This window comes from Kitasatospora sp. NPDC053057, from assembly GCF_044546945.1.
Classification (GTDB): Bacteria; Actinomycetota; Actinomycetes; order Streptomycetales; family Streptomycetaceae; genus Kitasatospora.
The window spans coordinates 104,984-125,607 of the sequence record NZ_JBITZP010000013.1 but is presented as its reverse complement, the minus strand read 5'-3'; the positions used below and the strand labels follow the sequence as shown (position 1 = coordinate 125,607).

Below are 20,624 nucleotides of genomic sequence, written 5' to 3'. Positions count from 1 at the left end.
ACGCGCCTGATTGGCCTCAGCGGCCCAATACCGCCCGCATCACCGAGCGGGCGATCGGGGCGGCCAGGGCGCCACCCGTGACGTCCGTGGCGTCACTGTCCGCGACCACGACGGCCACCGCGACCGGCGGCACCGCGGCCGAGCCGGCCGGCTTCGCCCAGGAGATGAACCAGGCGTACGGCGTCCCGCTGTTGTCCACCCCGTGCTGGGCGGTGCCGGTCTTCCCGCCGACCACCGCTCCGGCGATCCGGGCGTTGCCGCCGGTGCCGTTCTCCACCACGTCGGTCATCAGCTTCCGCACCTGCCCGGCCACCGCCGGGGTCATCGCCCGCCGGTAGACCTCCGGCTTCATCAGCTCCACCTCGGTGCCGTCGCTCCTGGTCAGTTTGTCCACAAGCTGTGGACGCATCACCGTCCCGTCGTTGGCGACCCCGGCCGCGACCATCGCCATCACCAGCGGGGTGGCCGCGGTGTCGAACTGCCCGATCGAGGAGAGCGCCAGCTGGGACCGGTCCATCGAGGTGTCCACATTGGACCGGGCCGGGCGCACCGGCACGTCCAGCTTCGGGTCGTTGAAGCCGAAGGCCTCGGCCGTCGCCACCACCTTCGACAGCCCGGTCCGCACCCCGAGGTACCCCAGCACGCTGTTGCAGCTGGCGGTCATCGCGGCGTCCAGCGACAGCCCCGGCCGGTCGCAGTCGGCACTGTCGTTGACCAGCGGCGTGGTCGTCCCGGGCAGCACGTACGGGAAGGGCGCCCCGGTCGGCGCGCCCGGGTCGGTGACCACCCCGGAGGACAGCGCCGCGGCGGCGGTGACCACCTTGAAGGTCGAGCCCGGCGGGTAGGTCTGGCGCAGCGCCCGGTTGAGCATCGGCTGGTCGGTGTCGGTCTGCAACCGGTTCCAGGCCGTCTGGTCCGCGCCGGAGGAGCCGGCGAAGCCGCCCGGGTCGTAGGAGGGGGTGCTGGCCAGCGCCAGGATCCGCCCGGTGGCCGGCTCGATCGCGGCCACCGCGCCCTTCTGGTCGCCGAGCCCGCTCATCGCGGCCTGCTGGGCCGCCGGGTCGATCGTGGTGTACACGTCCCCGCCGGGGTTCTGCCGGCGGGCGACCGCGTCCCACAGCGACCAGCCGGTCAGCCGGCCGTCGGTGCCGGTCAGCAGGTCGTCCTCGGTGCCCTCCAGCTGGCTGTTGCCGTACGCCTGGGAGGCGAAGCCGGTGACGGCGGCGTACGTCGGGCCGTCGGTGTAGGTGCGCTTGTACGCGTACCGGCCGCCGGTCGGCCGGGAGCCGGTCACCGCCCGGCCGCCGACCAGGATGTCGCCGCGCGGCCGGGCGTAGCGCTCGACGGTGAGCCGCTGGTTGGCCTGGTTGCGGTCGAGATCCCCGGACTCGAAGACCTGCACCCGAGTGGCCTGCACGCACAGCGCCCCGACCAGCAGCAGGCAGAAGGTGGCCGCCCGGCGCCCGGTGACCGAGATCCCGGGCAGCCCCTGCGGGCCGTTGCCCCGCGCACGGGTCGAGGCCATCAGCCCTCCTCCGGCGCCGGCCGCCGGGCGTCGTCGCTCATGCGCACCAGCAGCGCGACGACGATCCAGTTGGTGACCACCGAGGAGCCGCCCTGGGCGATGAACGGCATGGTCATCCCGGTCAGCGGGATCAGCGCGAGCACCCCGCCCGCCACCACGAACACCTGCAGGCCGACGGTCGACGCCAGCCCGATCGCCAGCAGCCGCCCGAACGGGTCGCGCAGCGCGAGTCCGGTCCGGAAGCCGCGCGAGACCAGCACCGCGTACAGCAGGAACACCGCGATCAGCCCGGTCAGGCCGAGCTCCTCGCCGATGGTGGCGAGGATGAAGTCCGACTTGGCGGCGAAGCCGATCAGCACCGAGTGCCCGTTGCCCAGCCCGGTGCCCAGCTCCCCGCCCCAGGCGAAGGCGAACAGCGACTGGGCGATCTGGTTGGCGCCCTTGCCCTCCGCGATCGAGCCCAGCGGGTCCAGCCAGTCCACCACCCGGCTGTGCACGTGCGGCGAGAGCCAGCCCACCGTCACCGCGCCGACCGCCGCCAGGCCCAGCCCGATCGCGATCCAGCCGGTGCGCGCGGTGGCCACGTAGAGCATCACCACGAACAGGCCGAAGTACAGCAGGGACATCCCGAGGTCCGTCTCCAGCACCAGCACCCCGACGAAGGCCGCCCAGATCATCAGCACCGGCCCGAGCACCCGCCCGCGCGGCAGCTGCCAGCGCCAGACCCGGCGCCCGGTGAGCGCCAGCGCGTCCCGGTGCACCGCCAGGTAGGCGGCGAAGAAGACCGCCAGCAGGATCTTGGCGAACTCCCCGGGCTGGAAGGAGAGCGGCCCGACGACGATCCAGATCCGGGAGCCGTACACCGGCGGGAAGAGGATCGGCACCACCAGCAGGACCAGCGCCACCAGCGCCCCGAGGTAGGCGTAGCGCCGCAGCCGCCGGTGGTCGCGCACCAGCAGCAGCACGGCGATGAACAGCGCCACCCCCAGGCTCGACCAGAGCAGCTGGGTGGAGGCCGCCTCGCGGCCCGGGGTGGCCCGATCGAGACGGTGGATCACCACCAGTCCGATCCCGTTGAGCAGCACCGCGATCGGCAGCAGCAGCGGATCCGCGTACCGGGCCCGGCGGCGGACCACGCCGTGCGCCGCCAGGGCGAGCACGCCGAGCGCGGCCCCGTACTGGGCGGCGGCGGCCGGCACCTCGCCGTCGAGGTTGACGCCCACCTCGACGTAGCCGAACACGGCGGTCAGGGCGGCGGCCAGCACCAGCACCAGCTCGGTGGTGCGCCCGCTCGGCACCGGCCGGTTCGGCCGGGCGGCGGATCTCGTCACGGCGGAGGGTGTCGCCACGGACCGTCCTGGGGGAGGCGGGGGGGTCGAAGAGGCCGGCCGGGTCCGGGCGCCGACGCCTGGTTCGTCACCCTAACGAGCGCTATCCATGTGGATGTGTTCTTCACTGCGGTGTGTCCGCAATTGCGGACACCGCCCTCACTCCGGCCGCCGCCCGGCCAGCGCCGCCACCCCGGCCCCGACCGCGACGAACAGGGCGACGGCCAGCAGCAGCTCCCCCCAGGGCACGACCGGCCGCCCGGTCCGGGCCGCCGCCACCACCCCGCGCACCGCCGCGTTGGCCGGCGAGACCGGCACCACCAGCGCCGCCGCGGCCAGGCCCAGCGCCGCCAGGATGCCGTACGGCGCGCGGACCAGTACCGGACGGTTGCCCAGCGCCCCGGCCAGCACCCCCAGCAGCACGCAGACCACCGAGGTGGTCAGCCCGGCCAGCAGCGCCGGCCCGACCCCCGGGTCCCGCTGCGCCCCCGGGTTGGCCACCGCCCCGCTGATCCACCACAGCGCCGCCACCTCGCCCACCGCCAGCAGCAGGGCTGCCGTCAGCGCCGCCAGCAGCGCGCCCAGGTGCACCCGCGCCGGTCCCGCCACCGCGACCAGGCAGGCCCGCGAGGCCGGCGGCTCGGCGGTCAACGCGCTGCGCACGTACCAGGCGCTCACCGGCACCAGCAGCCCCGCGCCGTAGCCGAGCCCGCCCAGCAGCGGGTCCCCCGCCGTCACCCCGATCACCAGCAGCAGTGCGAACACCAGGAACGGCGGCAGCCAGGCGTGCGAGCGCACCAGCAGCTCCAGGTGGTACCGGGTCAGCGCCCCGACCTGCCTCATCGCTCCTCCTCCCGCCGACGCACCGCCAGCACCCGTACGGCCGGGCGGCCGAGCAGCAGGCTGCGCAGCAGCGCGTCCGAGTGCGCGGCCGGCACCGTCAGCCGCACCGCCGTCCCGCCCAGCGCGGTCGACTCCGGCGCGCCGGGCAGCCGCTCCGGCAGCGGGGTGCCCTCCGGGGCGTCCACCTCGATCTCCATCACCGGCCCGCCCCCGTCCGCCGCCCGCGGCTCCTCCTCCGCCGGGCGAAGCCCGCCGTCCGCGCCGACGCGGTAGGCGGCGCTGGTCCGCCCGGCCAGCCGGGCCGGGTCGTGGTCCACGAACAGCACCGTGCCGCCCGCCGCCGCCCGCTCGGCGGCCGCCTCGTCCAGCACCGCCCTGGCCCCCGGGTCCAGCCCGGTCCAGGCCTCGTCCAGCAGCAGCACCCGGGCCTCGGCGATCAGCGCCTGCGCCACCGCGACCTTCTGGCAGGTGCCCTTGGACAGCCGGCTCAGCGGGGTGCCCGCCCGGTCCGCGATGCCGAACCGGTCCAGCCACTCCCCGGACCGCCGCCGCGCCACCGCCGCCGACAGCCCGTGCACCCGGCCCACCCGCAGCAGGTACGAGGCGGCGTCGAACGGCAGCGCCGGCGGGAAGCGCTCCGGCACGTACGCCGCCGCACCAGGCCGCACCACCCGGCCGGTGCTCGGCCGCTCGATCCCGGCCACCAGCCGCAGCAGGGTCGACTTGCCGCTCCCGTTCGCCCCGGCGATCCGCACCAACTCCCCCGGCCCGACCGCCAGCTGGACATCACGCAGGATCCACCGGCCGCCCCGCCCGTACCGCTTGCCGACCGCGGTCAGCTCCATCCGCACCCCCGCCTCCCTCCGAACCGCAGGAAGGCTATCCACCGCGGGTAAGGCCGGCGTGAGTACCGCGACCGGCAATCGCCCTCCCGTGCGCCGGAGTTCACGCCGGGGCCGGCGAGTGCACCGTCCGGTCTCGTTTGGCCTTGACGAACTGATGATCCCTAGGATCGCCGGGTGAATACCGGACGACGACCGAAGACCAGGCTCGGCAGCCTGCTGGCCGCCCTGGCGATAACGGGCGCCTCGCTGCTCCTCGGCCTGCCCGCCCACGCCGACGAACCCTCAGCCGGCGCCTCCCCCGCGACCCAGGAGGCCCCCAAGGTCGACCTGATCCTGGATGTCAGCGGCTCCATGAACACCGCTGACATCCAGGGCAAGAGCCGCATCTCGGTGGCCCAGAACTCGCTGAACGAGGTGATCGACGCCCTGCCCGCGGAAGCCGAGTTCGGCATCCGGACCCTCGGCGCCACCTACCCCGGCAACGACAAGGCCGTCGGCTGCCAGGACACCAAGCAGCTCTTCCCGGTCGGCAAGACCAACAAGGTCGAGGCCAAGACCGCGGTCGCCACCCTGCGCCCCACCGGCTGGACCCCGATCGGCCTGGCCCTGCGCGGCGCGGCCCAGGACCTCGGCAAGGGCGACGCGACCCGCCGGATCGTCCTGATCACCGACGGCGAGGACGACTGCTCCCCGCCGGACCCGTGCGACGTGGCCCGCGAACTCGCCGCCCAGGGCGTCCACCTGGTGGTCGACACCCTTGGCCTGGCGCACGACGACAAGACCCGCCAGCAGCTGATCTGCATCGCCAACGCGACCGGCGGCACCTACACCGACGTCCGCACCCCGGAGCAGCTCACCGGCAAGGTGAAGCAGCTGATCGACCGCAACGACGACACCTACACCGTCAACCCGGTCAAGACCACCGGCACCGACAAGTGCGAGAGCGCCCCGGTGCTCACCCCCGGCGTCTACAGCGACCGGGAGAAGTTCTCCGAGCACCGCGTCTACAAGGTCCCGGTCAAGTCCGGCCAGGAGCTTCGTGCCTCGGTCAGCGTGGGCCTCGACCGTGCGATGGCCCGGGACTACGGCGTCCTGCTCCAGGCCACCAGCGCCACCGGCCAGGAACTCGTCCGCGGCACCGACGCCGGCAGCACCCGCACCGACGTGATCTCCACCGGCCTGCGCTGGTCCACCAACGACTCCAAGGGCTACGTCACCGCGAGCCCGACCGCCTCGGCCAAGGACAAGCCGGACACCACCGTCTGCCTGGTCGTCAGCAACTCGCTCGCCCCGCAGGCCGGCGTCCACACCGACCCCGGCATGCCGCTGGAGCTGACCGTGGACCTGGCCTCCGCCTCGCCCGCCCCCGAGGGCGCCGCGATGGGCCTCGGCCGCGGCTGGATCCTGCTGCTCACCCTCACCCTGGCCGGCCTGGCCTTCGGCCTGGTCTCCGGCTGGATCGCACGCTGGCGGATCGCCGTCTGGCGGGAGAACTGACCATGCGTACCACGATCCGCGGCGCCCTCGCCGCCCTCGCCCTGCTGCCCGCCCTCGCGCTGGGCGCCCCGGCCGCCTCCGCCGCCTCGCCGTCACCCTCGGCGACCGCGAGCGGCACCCCGGCCCCGGTCACCAAGGCCGGCACCTCCTTCCTGACCGCGGTCAACCTCTCCCCCGGCCAGGACGCCAACGTCGCCGCCTCCACCGGCGACTACCTGTACTGGGCGTTCGGCGCCTCCGAGGGCCAGACCCCGACGGTCAACCTGACCGTCAACCTGGCCCCGGCGGGCGACCGGCACGGCCCGCAGACCTGGACCGTCGAGGTCTTCGACGGGCTGCGCCGCCGCCAGGCCTGCACCGCCGGCACCCAGAACGCCACCGGCGACCAGAGCGTCACCACCCTGGCGCTGAACTGCACCCTGCGAGAGGTCCGCACCTGGGCCGAGCCGTGGTCCGGCGACCCGCTGCCCGGCACCTACTACGTCCGGCTGTCGGTCACCGACGCCCCGCAGCCCGACCTCGGCCTGGCCGCCACGGCCCAGCTGCACGTCGCCGCCAAGGGCAACGCCGACAACGCCCAGCCCGAGGGCGGCGAGCTCAAGGCCCCGCTGGTCCCGCCGGTCGGCGGCGGTGCGAGCACCGCCAAGGCCGCGGCCCCGGTCGCGGAGAAGGAGCACTGGTACACCGGCTGGTTCTCCGGCTGGAACAGCCGCTGGTACTGGACCATCGGCGGCGGCTTCCTGGCCGCCCTGGCCGGCGTCCTCGGCTACCACCTGACCAGGCACCCGCGCGGCCGCCGCCCCGGCCACTACGGCGCCGTCCCGCCCCAGGGCTCGCACCAGCACGGCTCCTACGCCGAGCGCCCGTAACGGACCCGCTCCATCGAGGGCCGGCCGGACACCCTCCGGCCGGCCCTCCGGCGTGTCCGGACACGCCCACGTGTCTACGCTCGAACCATGCAACCGCACGGCCGAATCGTGGTCGGCGTGGACGGCTCCGCGCCGGCCCGCGCCGCCGTGCGCTGGGCGGCCCGCCTGGCCGGCCTCACCGGCGGCCCGCTGGAGGCGGTGGCCGTCTGGGACTTCCCCTGCCTGCTCGGCGAGCACGGCCTCGTCCCGCCCGCGCTGGACGGCTTCGAGCCCGAGCGCCGCGCCGCGGAGATCCTCGCCGAGACGGCCGGCGCCTGCGCCGTCCCGCTCCGCCGCCGGCTCAAGGCCGGTCCGCCCGGCCCCGCCCTGGTCGCCGCCGCGACCGGCGCCGCCCTGCTCGTCCTCGGCAACCGCGGTCACAGCACCCCGCCGGACGCCCCGCTGGGCACTGTCGCCCAGTACTGCCTGCACCACGCGCCCTGCCCGGTGGTGATCGTCCGGGGAGTCTGAGGGCGGGCCCGGATCAGCCCTTGAACAGGTTGTGGCCCACGTCGGACGGCACCTCGTCCTGGACCGGCTTGCTGCCCGGCCCCGGCACGTGCTCGCCGGGCACCGGCTCGGTGCTCTCCCGGTGCAGCAGCACCACGCCGTCCTCGGCCCAGAGCTGCCGGTAGCCGTGCGCCAGCAGCAGCTTGATCCGGTCGGCCTGCTCCTTGTCCGTCTTGAACGGGAAGGACCGCTTGTCGGACCGGGTCAGCACGTACTCGCGTCCGCGCGGCGTCCCGTCCACCAGCACCACGTCGGTCCGGGCGGTCAGCCGCGGCGCGATCTGGTTGTCCGCCTCCACCGAGGCGCCGTCCGGGATCAGCTTGGCCGCCCGGACCAGCGCGGCCTCGCTCGCCCTGGGCTCCCAGGAGGACGGCACCGCCAGCTGCAGCAGCCCGATCGGCACCGCCGCGATCAGCGCCACCCCGACCGTGCCCAGGCCCAGCAGCCGGGCCCGCCGCCGGGTCCGCTCGGGCCGTTCGACGCTGCTCAGCCGCCCCAGCACCTCGACGGTGGCGGTCAGCAGGACGGGCCAGAGCATCGAGTCGTAGTGCCGGGCGATCGACCAGTGGTTGGGGTTGCTGGAGAGGATCCGCTCGGCCAGCAGCGGCAGCATGCACAGCACGGTGGCCGAGCGCAGCGGCAGCAGGAACAGCGTGCCGAACAGCCACAGCAGCAGCAGTGGCTTCAGCGGCTGGTCGAAGGCGGTCTGCACCAGCAGGAACGGGTCGTGCAGCAGGTTCCGCAGCGCGTCACCGCCGTCGTCGCCGAGCGCCTTGTAGTTCCAGTAGTAGCCCGGCTCGCCGCCCATCGCCGGGATCAGCCACTTGATCGCCACCGCCGAGGCGATCGGCCCGCCCAGCAGCAGGCCGAGCCCGGTGAACCGCCCGGCCCGGTCCCCGGTGCGGCGGGTGCGCAGCAGCAGCACCAGACCGTACGCCCCGACCAGCAGGCCGAGGTCCTCCTTGGTGCAGCACAGCAGCACCGCGGCGAGCACCACCGTGCCGTAGCGGCGGGCCTGGCCGCGCTCCAGCATCAGCAGGGTCAGCGGGACGGCGAAGGAAACCTCGTGGAAGCCCACCCGGGAGGCGACCAGCAGCGGCCAGCCGAGCGCGTAGACCAGCCCGGCCAGGTCGGCGGCCCGGCGGGCGGTGCTCGGCTCGGCGGCGGCGAAGGCGTGCGCGGCGATCCGCCGGATCAGCGGCACCCCGAGCGCGAACAGCAGAGCCTGCCCGATGATCAGCGAGCGCGGGTCGTCCCAGATCCAGTACAGCGGCGCGAGCAGCGCCAGCACCGGGGAGAAGTGGTCGCCCAGCAGCGAGAACCCGGGCGGGAACTCGTGGTGGTAGTACTTCAGCGTCGAGACCGGCAGTTGGAAGTGGGAGTAGCCGCGCACGCCCTGGTCGAAGATGCCGAGGTCGAAGCCGCCGAGCGAGACGGAGACCCAGCCCTGCAGGCCGATGGCGCACATCACCGCGAAGCACAGCGCGCTGAGCAGCACGGTGCGCCGGGCGGGCGAGCCCAGGACGGCCGCGGCCCTGCGGGCGGCGGGCGCGGCGGCCAGGGGCGGCGACGGGGTCGCGGTCTGGGTGGTCACGTCGGCTCCGGTCCGTCTCTGGTCCGTCAGGTCCGATTGGTCAGGGCGGGGTCACGGGCGGGGTCGTGCTCGGGGTCCCGGTCGCGATCGGGGTCGAGCCTGGCGCCGAGCCGCGCCCAGGCCCCGGCCGAGGCGTCGACCTCCTGCCGCCGGGCGCGGTACAGCCGCAGGCCGATGACGGCCAGCACGGCGATGCCCAGCGGCGGGTAGATCGAGCCGGGCAGCTGCCAGTACCAGGCGACCCCGCGGCCCCAGCGGTGCGGCACGGCCCACATCACGTGGGAGAGGAACACCACCAGCGTCGCGCCCAGCAGCACCCTGCGGCCGGTGCTCCGGGCCTCCGCGGCCAGCAGGGCGATCAGCGGGATGCACCAGACCCAGTGGTGGGTCCAGCTGATCGGGGAGACCAGCAGTGCGGTGAGGGCGGTGCAGACGGCGCCCCAGGCGTCGGCCCGGCGCAGCACCCGGGCGGAGCGCCCGGCGAGCACGGCCACCCCGAGCCCGAGCGTGGCGACCAGCCCGGTGGCGATCAGCCCGACCGTGCCGGGGTCGTTGGCGTCGAGCAGCCGGCAGACGGCCCCGCGCAGCGACTGGTTGTCCACCAGCACGGTGACGCCGACCCGGCTCGGGTCCCACAGGTACTTGATCCAGAACCCGTACGAGCCGGCCGGCAGGACGATCCAGCCGATCAGGCCGGCCGCCAGGAAGGTGCCGATGGAGACCAGGGCGGCCCGGATCCGGCCGGTGAGGAGCAGGTAGACGGTGAACAGACCCGGGGTGATCTTGATCGCGGTGGCCAGGCCGATGCCCACGCCCTTGAACCGGCTGCGGTCCGGGCGGGTCAGGTCCCACAGCACCAGGCAGAGGATGGCGAGGTTGACCTGGCCGTACTGGAAGGTGGTGTACACCGGCTCCAGCCAGACCCCGAGGCCGGTCGCGAGGATCGTGGCGGCCGGGCGGTAGCGCCGGGCGGGCCAGCCGGCCAGCTTGAGCGACAGGTGCACGGCCAGGCCGAGCAGCGCGTAGTTGCCGAGCATCACCAGGATGCGCAGCGGGCTCACGTCGAACCAGGTGCTCGGCACGAACAGCATCGCGGCGAACGGCGGGTAGGTGGCCGGCAGGTCCCAGCCGGGCAGCCGCATCGCGTACAGGTCGTCGCCGTTGACGACGGCCTGGCCCTCGGCCCGGTAGACGAGCATGTCGACCATGTTCGCCCCGTGCAGGTGCCGCTGGACCACGAAGGCCGCCAACGACACCGCCGCGACGCAGACCGCCGCGATGGTCCAGGAATTCGGTCTTCCGCTTGCCGGGCCACCCTCGGGCCCCGCCGGTTCCGCCTGCCGCGTCCACCGTTTCAGACCGAACTCGCGCACCGCGATGGCACCCCGTTGAGATAGACCAGATCGTTCCCTCGTCAGCGTCTGGGCCCACCCACCATAACCGACCCCCCTGAGACTCCCCTGAGTCCCAAAGGGCGTCAGATTCCCCCTGGTGAAGGCGGTGTGAGCTCCGTCACCGGAGTGAGTGCCCGCTCCCCGCGGGGGCCGCAAAACGCGAAATCCCGCCGGGAGTTGACTCCCGGCGGGATTTGGTGGACCGGTCGGAACCGGTCCGTTGGGTGGAGCTGAGGGGATTCGAACCCCTGACCCCCTCGATGCGAACGAGGTGCGCTACCGGACTGCGCCACAGCCCCAACGAGAAGAAACTCTAGCACCTTTCGGAGGGCGTCCGTGACCACCCCCCTGGTCGGGGGTGGTCACGGCGGTCATTCGTTGGCCGCGCGGGGGCGGGACTCCGGAGCCGGGGCTTCGGCGTATTGGTCGAAGAGCGGGGTGCTGCGGGACTCGGTCGGGCGGCCGGCGGTCCAGGTGCCGGGGGCCGACAGATCGAGGCCGCGGGACACCCGGGGGGCGACCGGCGCGGTGACGTAGGTCGGCAGCGGGACGGGCACCGGCTCCCAGGAGTCCGGGCCGGCCGCACCGCGCTCGCGCATGCCGTCGACCCACTCCTCGTGCTCGGTCGCCTCAGCCACCGCGGAGGCGGAGGACGCCGGGGCGGTGGCCTCCCCGGCGTCGGTGGCCAGCCGCAGGTGCGGGCGGCGGCCCGACCGGTGCTCGGCGGGCGCGGCCGGGGCCGGCTCCACCGGGACGGGGGCCTCGACCGTCGGCCGGTCGTCCGTCGGGGCCTCGGCGCGCTGCCGCTCGCGCTGGCGCAGCCGCTCGGCCGCCTGGGCGGCCCGGACCCGGTCGAGCTTCACCTCGTACCGCTGGCGCTCCAGCTTGCGCAGGTGGCCGATGTAGAGGGTGAGGAGGAGCGCCGGGACCGCCGGGACCCAGAGGAAGGCGAGACCGGCCACCGCGGCGACCACCGCGCCGAGGGCGAAGGCGAGGAAGAGGGCGGTGACCATCCGGCGCCGGCGGGCCAGCAGCCGCGCCCGGCGCTCTCCACCGGCCGCCCGCGCGGGGGCGGGCCGTTCGGCCGGGTGCTCCACCGGGGGTTCGGGCTCCGGCGCGACGGGGTCGCCGAAGGCGGCCTCGTCCCGTTCGGGAGGACCATCGTTGCTCTGCTCGTCGTCACGCGGTTCGTCGCCCAGGGCCCGGGCTGCCCGCCGCTCCAGCGCCGAACGCCCGGCCAGCAGGCGGATGGCGGTGCTGAAGCGTTCCGTCGGGCGCGCCTCGTTGAGTTCGTCCTGCCTGCGGAGCCACATCGGCACCAGATAGGCGGCCCAGGCCCCTACGATGACGGCGTAGATAAGGCCGCTACTGCTCACGATTCACACCGTACGGGCGCCGGGGAAGGCCTGGCAGCAATTTGGCGCGGCGTGTCGTGTGATCAAGCTGATTCTCCGACTATTTTGCCGGCATTTGTGACGGTCCGCCACCGCTCCGATGCCATATCGATATTTCATTCGAACATATATTCAATTATGTGATTCCCGGCCGGAACTGATCGCCCGCCAGCGCTCCAGCATCCCCTCCGGGACCTCCTCGGCGGTCAGGGCGTAGACCAGGTGGTCCCGCCAGTCCCCGTCGATGTGGAGATAGCGCGGGCGGATTCCCTCCGAGCGGAAGCCGAGCTTTTCCACCACCCGGCGGCTGGGGCCGTTCTCCGGGCGGATGCAGACCTCGATCCGGTGCAGCCCGAGGGTGTGGAAGCAGTAGTGCACCGAAAGCGCCACGGCCGTCGGCATGATGCCCCGGCCGGCCACCGCCTCGTCGATCCAGTAGCCGATGTTGGCCGAGCACATCGAGCCCCAGGTGATTCCGCCGACGGTCAACTGGCCGACCAGCTGGCCCTTGTAGAGCACCACGAAGGGCAGCATCCGGCCGGCCGAGGCCTCGCCGCGCAGGAAGCGGACCATCTGCCGGTACGTCGGGCGGGGGCCGACGGCCTGGCCCGCCGGGCCGGGCGGCACGGTGGCCTCCCAGCGGCGCAGCCAGTCCCGGTTGCGGCGGCTCACCTCCTGCCACTCGCGCTGGTCGCGGGCCCGGATCGGGCGCAGCACGACCTCCCCCTCCTGGAGTTCTACCGGCCAACCGGCGTTCAGTGCGCTCTCCCGGAAGCTGGTGCGTCGGGCCGGGGGTGGTCCCCGCCGCCGAGCTGGTCGACGGCGTGGGCGAGCAGCGGCTCCAGGACGGCCAGGCCGTCCTTGACGCCGCCGGTCGAGCCCGGCAGGTTGACGATCAGGGTACGTCCGGCGAGCCCGGCGAGCCCGCGGGAGAGCGCCGCGGTCGGCACCTTGTCGCGGCCGTACGCGCGGATCGCCTCGGCGATGCCGGGGATCTGCCGGTCGATGACCCGGGCGGTCATCTCGGGGGTGAGGTCCATCGGCGAGATGCCGGTGCCGCCGGTGGTCAGCACCACGTCGTACCCGGCGGCGACGGCCTCGCGCAGCACGGCCTCGACCGGCTCGCCGTCCGGGACGACCCGGGGGCCGTCGACGGTGAAGCCCATCGCGGTCAGTCCGGCCACCAGCAGCGGGCCGCCCTTGTCCTCGTACACCCCGGCCGAGGCCCGGTTGGAGACCGTCACGGCGAGCGCCTTCATGCGTCGACCTCCGGCGCGAACCAGTCGCCGCTCTTGCCGCCGGTCTTGCTGAGCACCCGGACGGACTCGATGGCGGCGCCCTTGTCCACCGCCTTGACCATGTCGATCACGGTCAGCGCGGCGACCGTCACCGAGGTCAGCGCCTCCATCTCGACGCCGGTGCGGTCGGCGGTCTTCACGGTGGCGGTGATCTCGACGGCGTCGTCCGCGACGGCGAGGTCGACCTTGACGCCGGAGACCGCGATCGGGTGGCAGAGCGGGATCAGGTCCGGGGTCTTCTTGGCGCCCATGATCCCGGCGATCCGGGCCACCGCGAGGGCGTCCCCCTTGGGCACGCCCTCGCCGCGCAGCAGCTCCACCACCTGCGGGGAGACCCGGACCCGGCCGGCGGCGACGGCGGTGCGCGCGGTGGTGGGCTTCCCGGACACGTCGACCATCCGGGCGGCGCCCTGCTCGTCGACGTGGGTGAGGCGGTCGCCGGGGTTCGGTGTCGTCACGGGTAACTCCAGGGGCGCGCAGGTCGAATACCGCGCTACCGTACCCCTCTCCGACCCGCCCGCTCGCCTCCGGGCGCTCTTGACCCGGCGGCTCGGGGCGGGTGCCGCCCGCGGCTCAGGAGTCCAGCAACACCACGTCGACCTCGCTGCCGGCCGGCAGCTCGGTGGTCTCCTCGGGGACGGTGATCAGGCAGTTCGCCCGGGCCAGCGCCCCGACCAGGTGCGAGTCGGCGCCGCCCACCGGCTCCACGGTGCCGTCGGCCGCCGAGTAGCGGCCGCGCAGGAACTGCCGACGGCCGGCCGGGGAGCGCAGCGCGGACTGGCAGAGCGCGCGCACCACCGGGCGGTGGACGTCGGCCGCGCCCAGCATGGTGCGGATGACCGGGCGGACGAAGAGCTCGAAGGAGATGTAGGCGCTCACCGGGTTGCCCGGCAGGGCGAGCAGCGGCACCCCGGCCGCGCCGCCGATCCGGCCGAAGCCCTGGGGCTTGCCGGGCTGCATCCGCAGCTTGCGGAAGTCCACGCCCCCGTAGGACTCGAAGACCTCCTTGACCACGTCGTACGCGCCGACGCTGACCCCGCCGCTGGTGACGATCAGGTCGGCCCGGCCGAGCTGGTCCTCCAGGACAGTGCGCAGCCGGTCCGCGTCGTCGGGGACGGCGCCGACCCGGTAGGCGATGGCGCCGGCCTCCTGGGCGGCCGCGGTGAGGGTGAAGCTGTTGGAGTCGGCGATCTGCCCGGGCCCGACCGGCTCTCCGGGCTGGACCAGCTCGCTGCCGGTGGAGAGCACCACCACCCGGGGGCGCGGGCGGACCTTCACGGTGGCCCGGCCGACCGCGGCGAGCAGGCCGAGCTGGGCGGGGCCGAGCCGGGTGCCGGCCTCCAGCACGGTGGTGCCGGCCGCGACGTCACTGCCGCGGCGGCGGATGTGGGCGCCCTCGGCGACCGGGCGCAGCACCCGGACCTCCTCGCCGGCGACCGGCGCGGTCATCGCGGCGGCGGCCGTCCCGGTACCGGTGCCGCCGTCGGTCCACTCGACCGGGGCGACGGCCTGGGCGCCGGGCGGCAGGGGCGCTCCGGTCATGATCCGGGCGGCCTGGCCGGGGCCGACCTTGGGCAGTTCGCCCGCGCCGGCGGCGATGTCGCCGATCACGGTGAGCACCGAGGGGTAGATGTCGGTGGCGCCCTCGGTGTCGGCGGTGCGGAGCGCGTAGCCGTCCATCGAGCTGTTGTCGAAGGACGGCAGGTCGCCGTCGGCGACCACGTCCTCCTCCAGCCGGCAGCCCTGGGCGTCGAGCAGTTGGAGCTCGATCGCGGGCAGCGGGCCGACCGCGGCCAGCACGTCGGCGCGGTGCTCGTCCACCGTCCAGAGACGAGGAGCCGCCGGTGCCCGGTCCGCGGACCCGTCGCAGCAGGCTGCGGGGGTGGTGCTGTGCTCCGTGGACCGGGTCATCGGCGGCTCGCTCTCTGTGTCGTGTGTCAGTCCTGCAGCTCGGAGCCGACGAACTCCCGCAGCCAGGAGCGGAACTCCGGGCCCAGGTCCTCGCGCTCGGCGGCCAGTCGGACGATAGCGCGCAGGTAGTCCGCGCGGTCACCGGTGTCGTAGCGGCGGCCCTTGAAGAGCACGCCGTGCACCTGGCCGCCGGCCTCGGCGTCGCGGGTGGTCAGCTCGCGCAGGGCGTCGGTGAGCTGGATCTCGCCGCCGCGGCCGGGCGGGGTCTCGCGCAGCACGTCGAAGACCAGCGGGTCGAGGACGTAGCGGCCGATGACGGCGTAGTTGGACGGGGCCTCGCCGGGCTCGGGCTTCTCGACCAGGTCGGTCACCTGGAAGACGTCCTCGCCGAAGCCGTTGGCCTTGACGGCGGCGCAGCCGTAGAGGTGGATCTGGGAGGGGTCGACCTCCATGAGGGCGACGACCGAGCCGCCGAGCTCCTGCTGCACCTCGATCATGCGGGCGAGCAGCGGGTCGCGCGGGTCGATCAGGTCGTCGCCGAGCAGGACGGCGAAGGGCTGGCCGGCGACGTGCTGCTCCGCGACGGAGACGGCGTGGCCGAGGCCCTTCGGGTCACCCTGGCGGACGTAGTGCATGTTGGCCAGCTCGACGGACTCGCGGACCCGGCGCAGGCGGTCCTCGTCGCCCTTGCGGACGAGCAGCTCCTCCAGCTCGTAGGCGCGGTCGAAGTGGTCCTCCAGCGCGCGCTTGTTGCGGCCGGTGACCATCAGTATGTCGGACAGGCCCGCGGCGGAGGCCTCCTCGACGACGTACTGGATGGCCGGCTTGTCGACGACGGGCAGCATCTCCTTAGGGGTGGCCTTGGTCGCCGGAAGGAAGCGGGTGCCCAGTCCGGCCGCGGGTACCACGGCCTTGGTTACCGGAATTCGGGAGGTGGTCGTCGTCATGCGTTTACCTTACTCAGGCACGTTTTCGCCCGGCCGAGCACGGTCGGACGGCTAGGACAGCACGTCCCGGGGCACGGCCACAGTGGCAGTCGTATGGGAAGCGACCGGCTGGGTCAGGGGGTCCCCTCCGGTACAGGCCGACAGACTACCCGGCTTTCCCGAACGGTCACGTTCGGCAGTCGACGGCCGCTCCGCAGCCGGAGCCGGCTGCTCACGGGGACCGCCGGAAGGCTGTCCGGGGCGCGGTGCGATCCGCCAGCAGTCGCCGCCGGCCGCCCGCGCCGCGGCCAGCGCGGCGTCCGCGGAGCGCAGCAGGACGGCCGCGTGGGTGCCGTCCTCGGGCAGCACGGCGATGCCGACGGCGGCGGTCAGGCCGTTGCCCCCGGCCGGGCGTGGCGCCCGGGTGCCGGAGGACCAGTCGAGCAGCAGGTGCCGGCGGACCGACCAGACCAGCCGCTCGGCGACCTGCACGGCGCCCTCGGCGCCGGTGTCCGGCAGCACCACCAGGAACTCCTCGCCGCTGTAGCGGCCCAGGGTGTCGGCCCGGCGGATCTCCATCGCGAGCCGCTGGGCGAGGTCGCGCAGTATGGCGTTGCCGCGGGCGCGGCCGTGTTCGGCGATGACCGCGTCGAAGCCGGCGATCTCCAGCAGCAGCACGGCCAGCGGGCGCGGGCCGTCGGCCTGGTCGGTGTGTTCGGCGCGGCGGGCCCGTTCGATCTCCCGGTCCAGGGTGAGCTGGAGGTGGCGGTAGTTCCAGACGCCGGTGAGCGAGTCGCAGGAGGCGGTGCGCTCCAGCTCGGCGCAACGTTCCTCCAGTTCGGCGATCCGGCCGTTGAGCCGCTCCCGGTCCTCGGCGGCCTCGGTCCGCTCCCGGCGCACGCGCAGGCCGAGCACGGTGGCGCCGGCCAGCGCGGGGGCGCTCAGCGCGGCCAGGGCGTGGACCAGCAACGGGGTGGACAATCGGGGCCGCCCTTTCGCGTGTCAGGCTCTGCGCGTCACGGTTTTCGGACGTGGAGGATCCGGTGCACAACGAGAAGAGCGACCTGAGGACACGGCTGTTGACGCGGCGCCGCGCACTCACCGCCGAGGGGCGCGCGGAGGCGGCTCACGCGCTGGCCGGACACGCCTGGGAGCTGGCCGCGCCCGGCTCCACGGTGGCCGCCTACGTCTCGGTGGGCGCGGAGCCCGGGACCAGGCCGCTGCTGGACGCGCTGCGGGAGAGCGGCGTGCGGGTGCTGCTGCCCGTGCTGCTGCCCGACAACGACCTGGACTGGGCCGAGTACGCGGGGCCGCAGGCGCTGGCCCCGGCCGGACGCGGGCTGCTGGAGCCGGTCGGGCCGCGACTCGGGCCGGAGGCCGTCACGGGGGCCTCGGTGGTGCTGCTGCCGGGCCTGGCGGTGGACCGGGGCGGACTGCGGCTGGGCCGGGGCGGCGGCAGCTACGACCGGGTGCTGGCCCGGCTGGGGCGGGCGGGGGTGCGGCCGGTGCTGGCCGTGCTGCTGTACGAGCACGAGCTGCTGGAGCGGGTGCCGGCCGAGCCGCACGACCTGCCGGTCGATCTGGCGGTCACGCCCTCGGGGGTGCGAGCGCTCGGCTGAGACGGCGGCGGCCCCGCCCCCTCGGAGGGGAGCTGGGCCGCTCTGGGTGCCGTACGGGCGTCAGCCGGTGGTGAGCACCAGCTTGTGCTTGGTGGCCTTCTCGACCGCGTCCGGCGTGAACGCCCAGGTCAGCAGCTTGCCCTTGAGCCAGAGATCGGTCTGGTCGTTGTAGTTCGCGTGGAAGGCGTGGCCGGATTCGCCGCCGACGTTGATCCAGCGCGAGGAGTCGAGGTCGTTCAGGTCGACCACCATCCGCATCGACGGGATCCAGTCCACCTGGTAGCCGGCCGCCGCGTTCCAGCCCGCCGCGTCGACCGCCGCCGAGCCGCCGGAGAGGCGGTACGGGCCGCGGTTGAGCAGCTTGTGGACGGCGCCGGAGGCGATCGAGGAGTTGTCGGTGCCGAGGGTCTGCTCACGCAGCTCCAGCTTGTGCAGGCGGCCCCAGCTCCAGGTGGAGATGTCCTTGCCGAGCAGCGAGGTCAGGTCCTGCCGGGCGTTCTTCATCGCCTCCTTGAGCAGGTTGTCCAGGCCCTTCTGCTCCTTGTGCTGGGAGTCGATGTACGTCCACCACGAGCTGTCGGGCTTGTCCAGCTGGGCGCGCACCACCTCGGTCCAGCGGTCGCCGCCGTCCGGCTGGGCCTTGCCCGGGTCGCGGGTGCCGCACTGGGTGACGATCTTGCTGGAGCTGTCCGGCTTGGTCGGATCGTCCTGCTGGCGCACCAGCAGGCAGTTGTCCTTGGCCCGGATGTCGGCCGGGAACTTCTGGCCGAAGGCGAGGATGAGCAGGTTGCGCCAGACGCCGTTGTAGTAGGCGGCGGCGGCCGAGTCGGCGTCCTGGTGGAAGTTCCAGTCCTTCAGAAGGTCCTGGGCCTGGCGCACGTACGGGTCGTCGATCTGCTGCTTGAGCAGCAGCGGGACCAGCGTCTTGGCCATGATGCTGGTGTTGTCCAGCTGCAGGGTCTGCATGTCGTCCGGCGAGATCTTGCCGTTGTTCTTGAGCAGGCCCTCGATCTGTTCGGTGATCTCCTTGGCCCGGGTGCCGTACTCCCAGTCCTTGGTGAGGTTGTACTTGTAGCCGGGGTCGACCACGGCCTGGTTGGCGGTGACGATGTAGCCGGAGGCCGGGTTGAAGCTGTACGGCAGGGCGGTGAAGGGGACCGGGTCCGGCTTCCACTGGTAGGACGAGTCCCAGCCCGGGGCGGGCATGGAGCCGTCGCCCTTGCCGCGCACCGGGATGACGCCCGGCGCCTGGTAGCCGATGTTCTTGGCGTCGGCGTAGATCAGGTTCTGCGCGGGGACGGCGAAGTCCTTGGCGGCGGCCCTGAAGTCGTCCCAGTTGCGGGCCTTGTCCAGCTCGAGGACGGCGTCCATGGTCTTGCCCGGGCTGAGCGCCGTCCACTGCAGGGCGACGCCGTAGCCGCCGGTGCCGCGGTCGGGGGCGGAGCTGCCGTTGGGGGCGTACTTGCCGACGTTCTGCTGCTCGGTGCTCTGGTCGGAGATGAGCGGGGCGCCGGTCTGGGTGGTGCGGACGGTGATGGTGCGGTCCTCGCCGCCGGCGACCTTGATGGTCTCCTTGCGGAGGTCGAACTTCACGTCCTTGCCGTCCACCTGGTAGGTGTCCGGGCCGGTCACCTTCTCCAGGTAGAGGTCGGTGACGTCGGCGCCGAGGTTGGTGAAGCCCCAGGCGATGTCCTTGTTGTGACCGATCACGACGCCCGGCATGCCGGCGAAGGTGAAGCCGGAGGCGTCGAACTGGCAGGCCGGCGAGGCGGTCCGGCAGTGCAGACCCATCTGGTACCAGACCGAGGGCAGGCCGGGGCCGAGGTGCGGGTCGTTGGCCAGCAGGGGCTTGCCGGTGGTGGTGTGCGAGCCGGCCACCACCCAGGAGTTGGAGCCGATGCCCTGGCCGGGGCGGCCGAGCAGCTGCGGCATCCCGTCGATCCGGTCGGTGAGGCCCTGGACCAGCGCCTTGGTGGTGGCGGCGCCCTGGGCGGTGCTGCCGCCGGAGGCCGTACCGGGCTGGGCGGAGCCGTCGGCCGGGCGGTAGGTGTCACCGCTGACGGTGCCGGTCTTCACGATCGTGCCGTTGCGGGAGTACGGGTACTCCGGGTACAGCTCGGCGATCTTGTCCGGGCCGAAGTCCTGGGCGAGCAGCGAGCGGTCGATCTCCTCCTGGAGGTTCCCGGAGAGGTTCCAGGCCATCGCCTTGAGCCAGGCCACCGAGTCCACCGGGGTCCACTGCTCGGGCTTGTAGCCGCTGTTGACGGCGCCGAGCATGGCGTACTCCAGCGAGGCCTTCTCCCCGCCGGGGTGCTCGGCGAGCCAGGCGTTCACGCCGTCCGCGTAGGCCTGCAGGTACTTCTTGGTCTCGGGCGACAGCTTGGTGTCGTACTCCTTCTGCGCCACCTGGCGCCAGCCCATGGTGCGGATGAAGGAGTCGGTGTCGACCTGGCTGTCGCCGAACATCTCGGAGAGCCGGCCCGCGGTGATGTGCCGGCGGACGTCCATCTCCCAGAAGCGGTCCTGGGCCTGGACGTAGCCCTGGGCGCGGAACAGGTCCTCGGAGGTGTCCGCGTACAGCTGCGGGATGCCGTTGGCGTCGCGCTTGACGTCGACCGGCGCGCTCAGGCCCGCCACCTTGACCGTGCCATCCACCTCCGGGAAGGACGCACGGACCGCGGTGACCCCGCGGTAGCCGCCGTAGCCGACGCCGGCCACCAGCAGCACGACCAGCACGATCACGATCAGACGGGCGCGCCGGAACTTCTTCGAGCGGGGCATCTGGGTCCTTGCGGTCCTGACTTCGGGGCGGGCGGGCGTGTCCAGGGCCTGGGGCCGTGACAGGGAACCACATTAGGCCGAGTCGGCGGAGCGCTGTGACCGGGGGACCAAACTAAAGATATGGCAAAATGTTAGACTGAGTAACGATCCGCAACAGGAGCATTGACGACTTCTTGGCGGACCGGTGCTCGACAGCACCCCTCTCTGTACACACGGAACACCCCTGCACCACCTGACACCCCGCCCGCCCA

18 protein-coding genes and 1 tRNA gene are annotated in these 20,624 nt (G+C 73.5%); 4 read left to right on the top strand and 15 right to left on the bottom strand.

Annotated features, from left to right (window positions below):
- Positions 1–16 precede the first annotated feature (16 nt).
- The 4 genes from ACIG5E_RS16460 to ACIG5E_RS16445 all read right to left on the bottom strand — a co-directional run bounded on the left by ACIG5E_RS16460 (position 17) and on the right by ACIG5E_RS16445 (position 4,541).
- Entirely contained in the window at positions 17–1,525 is a 1,509-nt protein-coding gene (locus ACIG5E_RS16460; RefSeq protein WP_396534097.1) for a penicillin-binding transpeptidase domain-containing protein, read from the bottom strand.
- The gene (locus ACIG5E_RS16455; RefSeq protein WP_396534096.1) at positions 1,525–2,856 is read right to left on the bottom strand and encodes an FtsW/RodA/SpoVE family cell cycle protein; all 1,332 of its coding nucleotides are present in this window, start codon (positions 2,854–2,856) and stop codon (positions 1,525–1,527) included. Before ACIG5E_RS16455 ends, ACIG5E_RS16460 begins: the two co-directional genes overlap by 1 nt.
- 156 nt (positions 2,857–3,012) lie before the next feature.
- Positions 3,013–3,696, bottom strand: a complete 684-nt coding sequence (locus tag ACIG5E_RS16450; RefSeq protein WP_396534095.1) for an ABC transporter — start codon at positions 3,694–3,696, stop codon at positions 3,013–3,015.
- The gene (locus ACIG5E_RS16445) at positions 3,693–4,541 is read right to left on the bottom strand and encodes an ATP-binding cassette domain-containing protein (RefSeq protein WP_396534094.1); all 849 of its coding nucleotides are present in this window, start codon (positions 4,539–4,541) and stop codon (positions 3,693–3,695) included. Before ACIG5E_RS16445 ends, ACIG5E_RS16450 begins: the two co-directional genes overlap by 4 nt.
- Before the next feature lie 174 nt (positions 4,542–4,715).
- Between ACIG5E_RS16445 and ACIG5E_RS16440 the strand changes: the two genes are divergently transcribed.
- The 3 genes from ACIG5E_RS16440 to ACIG5E_RS16430 all read left to right on the top strand — a co-directional run bounded on the left by ACIG5E_RS16440 (position 4,716) and on the right by ACIG5E_RS16430 (position 7,417).
- Positions 4,716–6,038, top strand: coding sequence for a VWA domain-containing protein (locus tag ACIG5E_RS16440; protein WP_396534093.1), 1,323 nt, complete (start codon positions 4,716–4,718; stop codon positions 6,036–6,038).
- Positions 6,039–6,040: 2 nt separating this feature from the next.
- Complete coding sequence (locus ACIG5E_RS16435) at positions 6,041–6,907, top strand: peptidase (RefSeq protein ID WP_396534092.1); 867 nt, start codon at positions 6,041–6,043, stop codon at positions 6,905–6,907.
- Between the two features lie 87 nt (positions 6,908–6,994).
- Complete coding sequence (locus ACIG5E_RS16430) at positions 6,995–7,417, top strand: universal stress protein (protein WP_396534091.1); 423 nt, start codon at positions 6,995–6,997, stop codon at positions 7,415–7,417.
- A gap of 13 nt (positions 7,418–7,430) precedes the next feature.
- Here ACIG5E_RS16430 and ACIG5E_RS16425 read toward each other — a convergent pair whose 3' ends face one another.
- The 10 genes from ACIG5E_RS16425 to ACIG5E_RS16380 form a co-directional block, all read right to left on the bottom strand.
- Entirely contained in the window at positions 7,431–9,050 is a 1,620-nt protein-coding gene (locus ACIG5E_RS16425; protein WP_396534090.1) for a DUF2079 domain-containing protein, read from the bottom strand.
- 26 nt (positions 9,051–9,076) lie between these two features.
- Positions 9,077–10,306 carry a glycosyltransferase 87 family protein gene (locus ACIG5E_RS16420; RefSeq protein ID WP_396534089.1) on the bottom strand — a complete coding sequence of 410 codons (1,230 nt, stop codon included), beginning with the start codon at positions 10,304–10,306 and terminating at the stop codon, positions 9,077–9,079.
- Between the two features lie 363 nt (positions 10,307–10,669).
- Positions 10,670–10,743, bottom strand: a tRNA-Ala gene (locus tag ACIG5E_RS16415).
- Positions 10,744–10,815: 72 nt separating this feature from the next.
- Positions 10,816–11,820 (bottom strand): hypothetical protein, encoded by a 1,005-nt coding sequence (locus tag ACIG5E_RS16410; protein WP_396534088.1) that lies wholly within the window; start codon positions 11,818–11,820, stop codon positions 10,816–10,818.
- A 150-nt stretch (positions 11,821–11,970) separates the two neighbouring features.
- Positions 11,971–12,555 carry a GNAT family N-acetyltransferase gene (locus ACIG5E_RS16405; protein ID WP_396534087.1) on the bottom strand — a complete coding sequence of 195 codons (585 nt, stop codon included), beginning with the start codon at positions 12,553–12,555 and terminating at the stop codon, positions 11,971–11,973.
- A 38-nt stretch (positions 12,556–12,593) separates the two neighbouring features.
- The gene (locus tag ACIG5E_RS16400; RefSeq protein WP_396534086.1) at positions 12,594–13,097 is read right to left on the bottom strand and encodes a molybdenum cofactor biosynthesis protein B; all 504 of its coding nucleotides are present in this window, start codon (positions 13,095–13,097) and stop codon (positions 12,594–12,596) included.
- Entirely contained in the window at positions 13,094–13,534 is a 441-nt protein-coding gene (gene moaC / locus ACIG5E_RS16395) for a cyclic pyranopterin monophosphate synthase MoaC (protein WP_396534160.1), read from the bottom strand. Before moaC ends, ACIG5E_RS16400 begins: the two co-directional genes overlap by 4 nt.
- A 175-nt stretch (positions 13,535–13,709) precedes the next feature.
- Positions 13,710–15,047: a gephyrin-like molybdotransferase Glp gene (gene glp / locus ACIG5E_RS16390; protein ID WP_396534085.1), complete on the bottom strand. Its 1,338-nt coding sequence runs from the start codon at positions 15,045–15,047 to the stop codon at positions 13,710–13,712.
- Between the two features lie 26 nt (positions 15,048–15,073).
- Complete coding sequence (galU, locus tag ACIG5E_RS16385; RefSeq protein WP_270144670.1) at positions 15,074–15,994, bottom strand: UTP--glucose-1-phosphate uridylyltransferase GalU; 921 nt, start codon at positions 15,992–15,994, stop codon at positions 15,074–15,076.
- Between the two features lie 51 nt (positions 15,995–16,045).
- On the bottom strand, positions 16,046–16,954 hold the full coding sequence (locus ACIG5E_RS16380) for a GGDEF domain-containing protein (protein WP_396534084.1): 909 nt from the start codon (positions 16,952–16,954) through the stop codon (positions 16,046–16,048).
- A 62-nt stretch (positions 16,955–17,016) separates the two neighbouring features.
- On the opposite strand from ACIG5E_RS16380, the gene ACIG5E_RS16375 reads away from it, so the two are divergent.
- Entirely contained in the window at positions 17,017–17,592 is a 576-nt protein-coding gene (locus tag ACIG5E_RS16375) for a 5-formyltetrahydrofolate cyclo-ligase (RefSeq protein ID WP_396534083.1), read from the top strand.
- A 60-nt stretch (positions 17,593–17,652) separates the two neighbouring features.
- Here ACIG5E_RS16375 and ACIG5E_RS16370 read toward each other — a convergent pair whose 3' ends face one another.
- The gene (locus ACIG5E_RS16370; RefSeq protein WP_396534082.1) at positions 17,653–20,373 is read right to left on the bottom strand and encodes a penicillin acylase family protein; all 2,721 of its coding nucleotides are present in this window, start codon (positions 20,371–20,373) and stop codon (positions 17,653–17,655) included.
- Positions 20,374–20,624: the final 251 nt, after the last annotated feature.

Excerpts from the sequence above, each read along its gene's own strand:
- ACIG5E_RS16450 (WP_396534095.1), bottom strand. The coding sequence starts at position 3,696 with ATGAGGCAGGTCGGGGCGCTGACCCGGTACCACCTGGAGCTGCTGGTG.
- ACIG5E_RS16435 (WP_396534092.1), top strand. The coding sequence starts at position 6,041 with ATGCGTACCACGATCCGCGGCGCCCTCGCCGCCCTCGCCCTGCTGCCC.
- ACIG5E_RS16400 (WP_396534086.1), bottom strand. The coding sequence starts at position 13,097 with ATGAAGGCGCTCGCCGTGACGGTCTCCAACCGGGCCTCGGCCGGGGTG.
- moaC (WP_396534160.1), bottom strand. The coding sequence starts at position 13,534 with ATGGTCGACGTGTCCGGGAAGCCCACCACCGCGCGCACCGCCGTCGCC.
- ACIG5E_RS16370 (WP_396534082.1), bottom strand. The coding sequence starts at position 20,373 with ATGCCCCGCTCGAAGAAGTTCCGGCGCGCCCGTCTGATCGTGATCGTG.
- ACIG5E_RS16460 (WP_396534097.1), bottom strand. The coding sequence starts at position 1,525 with ATGGCCTCGACCCGTGCGCGGGGCAACGGCCCGCAGGGGCTGCCCGGG.
- ACIG5E_RS16430 (WP_396534091.1), top strand. The coding sequence starts at position 6,995 with ATGCAACCGCACGGCCGAATCGTGGTCGGCGTGGACGGCTCCGCGCCG.
- glp (WP_396534085.1), bottom strand. The coding sequence starts at position 15,047 with ATGACCCGGTCCACGGAGCACAGCACCACCCCCGCAGCCTGCTGCGAC.
- ACIG5E_RS16445 (WP_396534094.1), bottom strand. The coding sequence starts at position 4,541 with ATGGAGCTGACCGCGGTCGGCAAGCGGTACGGGCGGGGCGGCCGGTGG.
- galU (WP_270144670.1), bottom strand. The coding sequence starts at position 15,994 with ATGACGACGACCACCTCCCGAATTCCGGTAACCAAGGCCGTGGTACCC.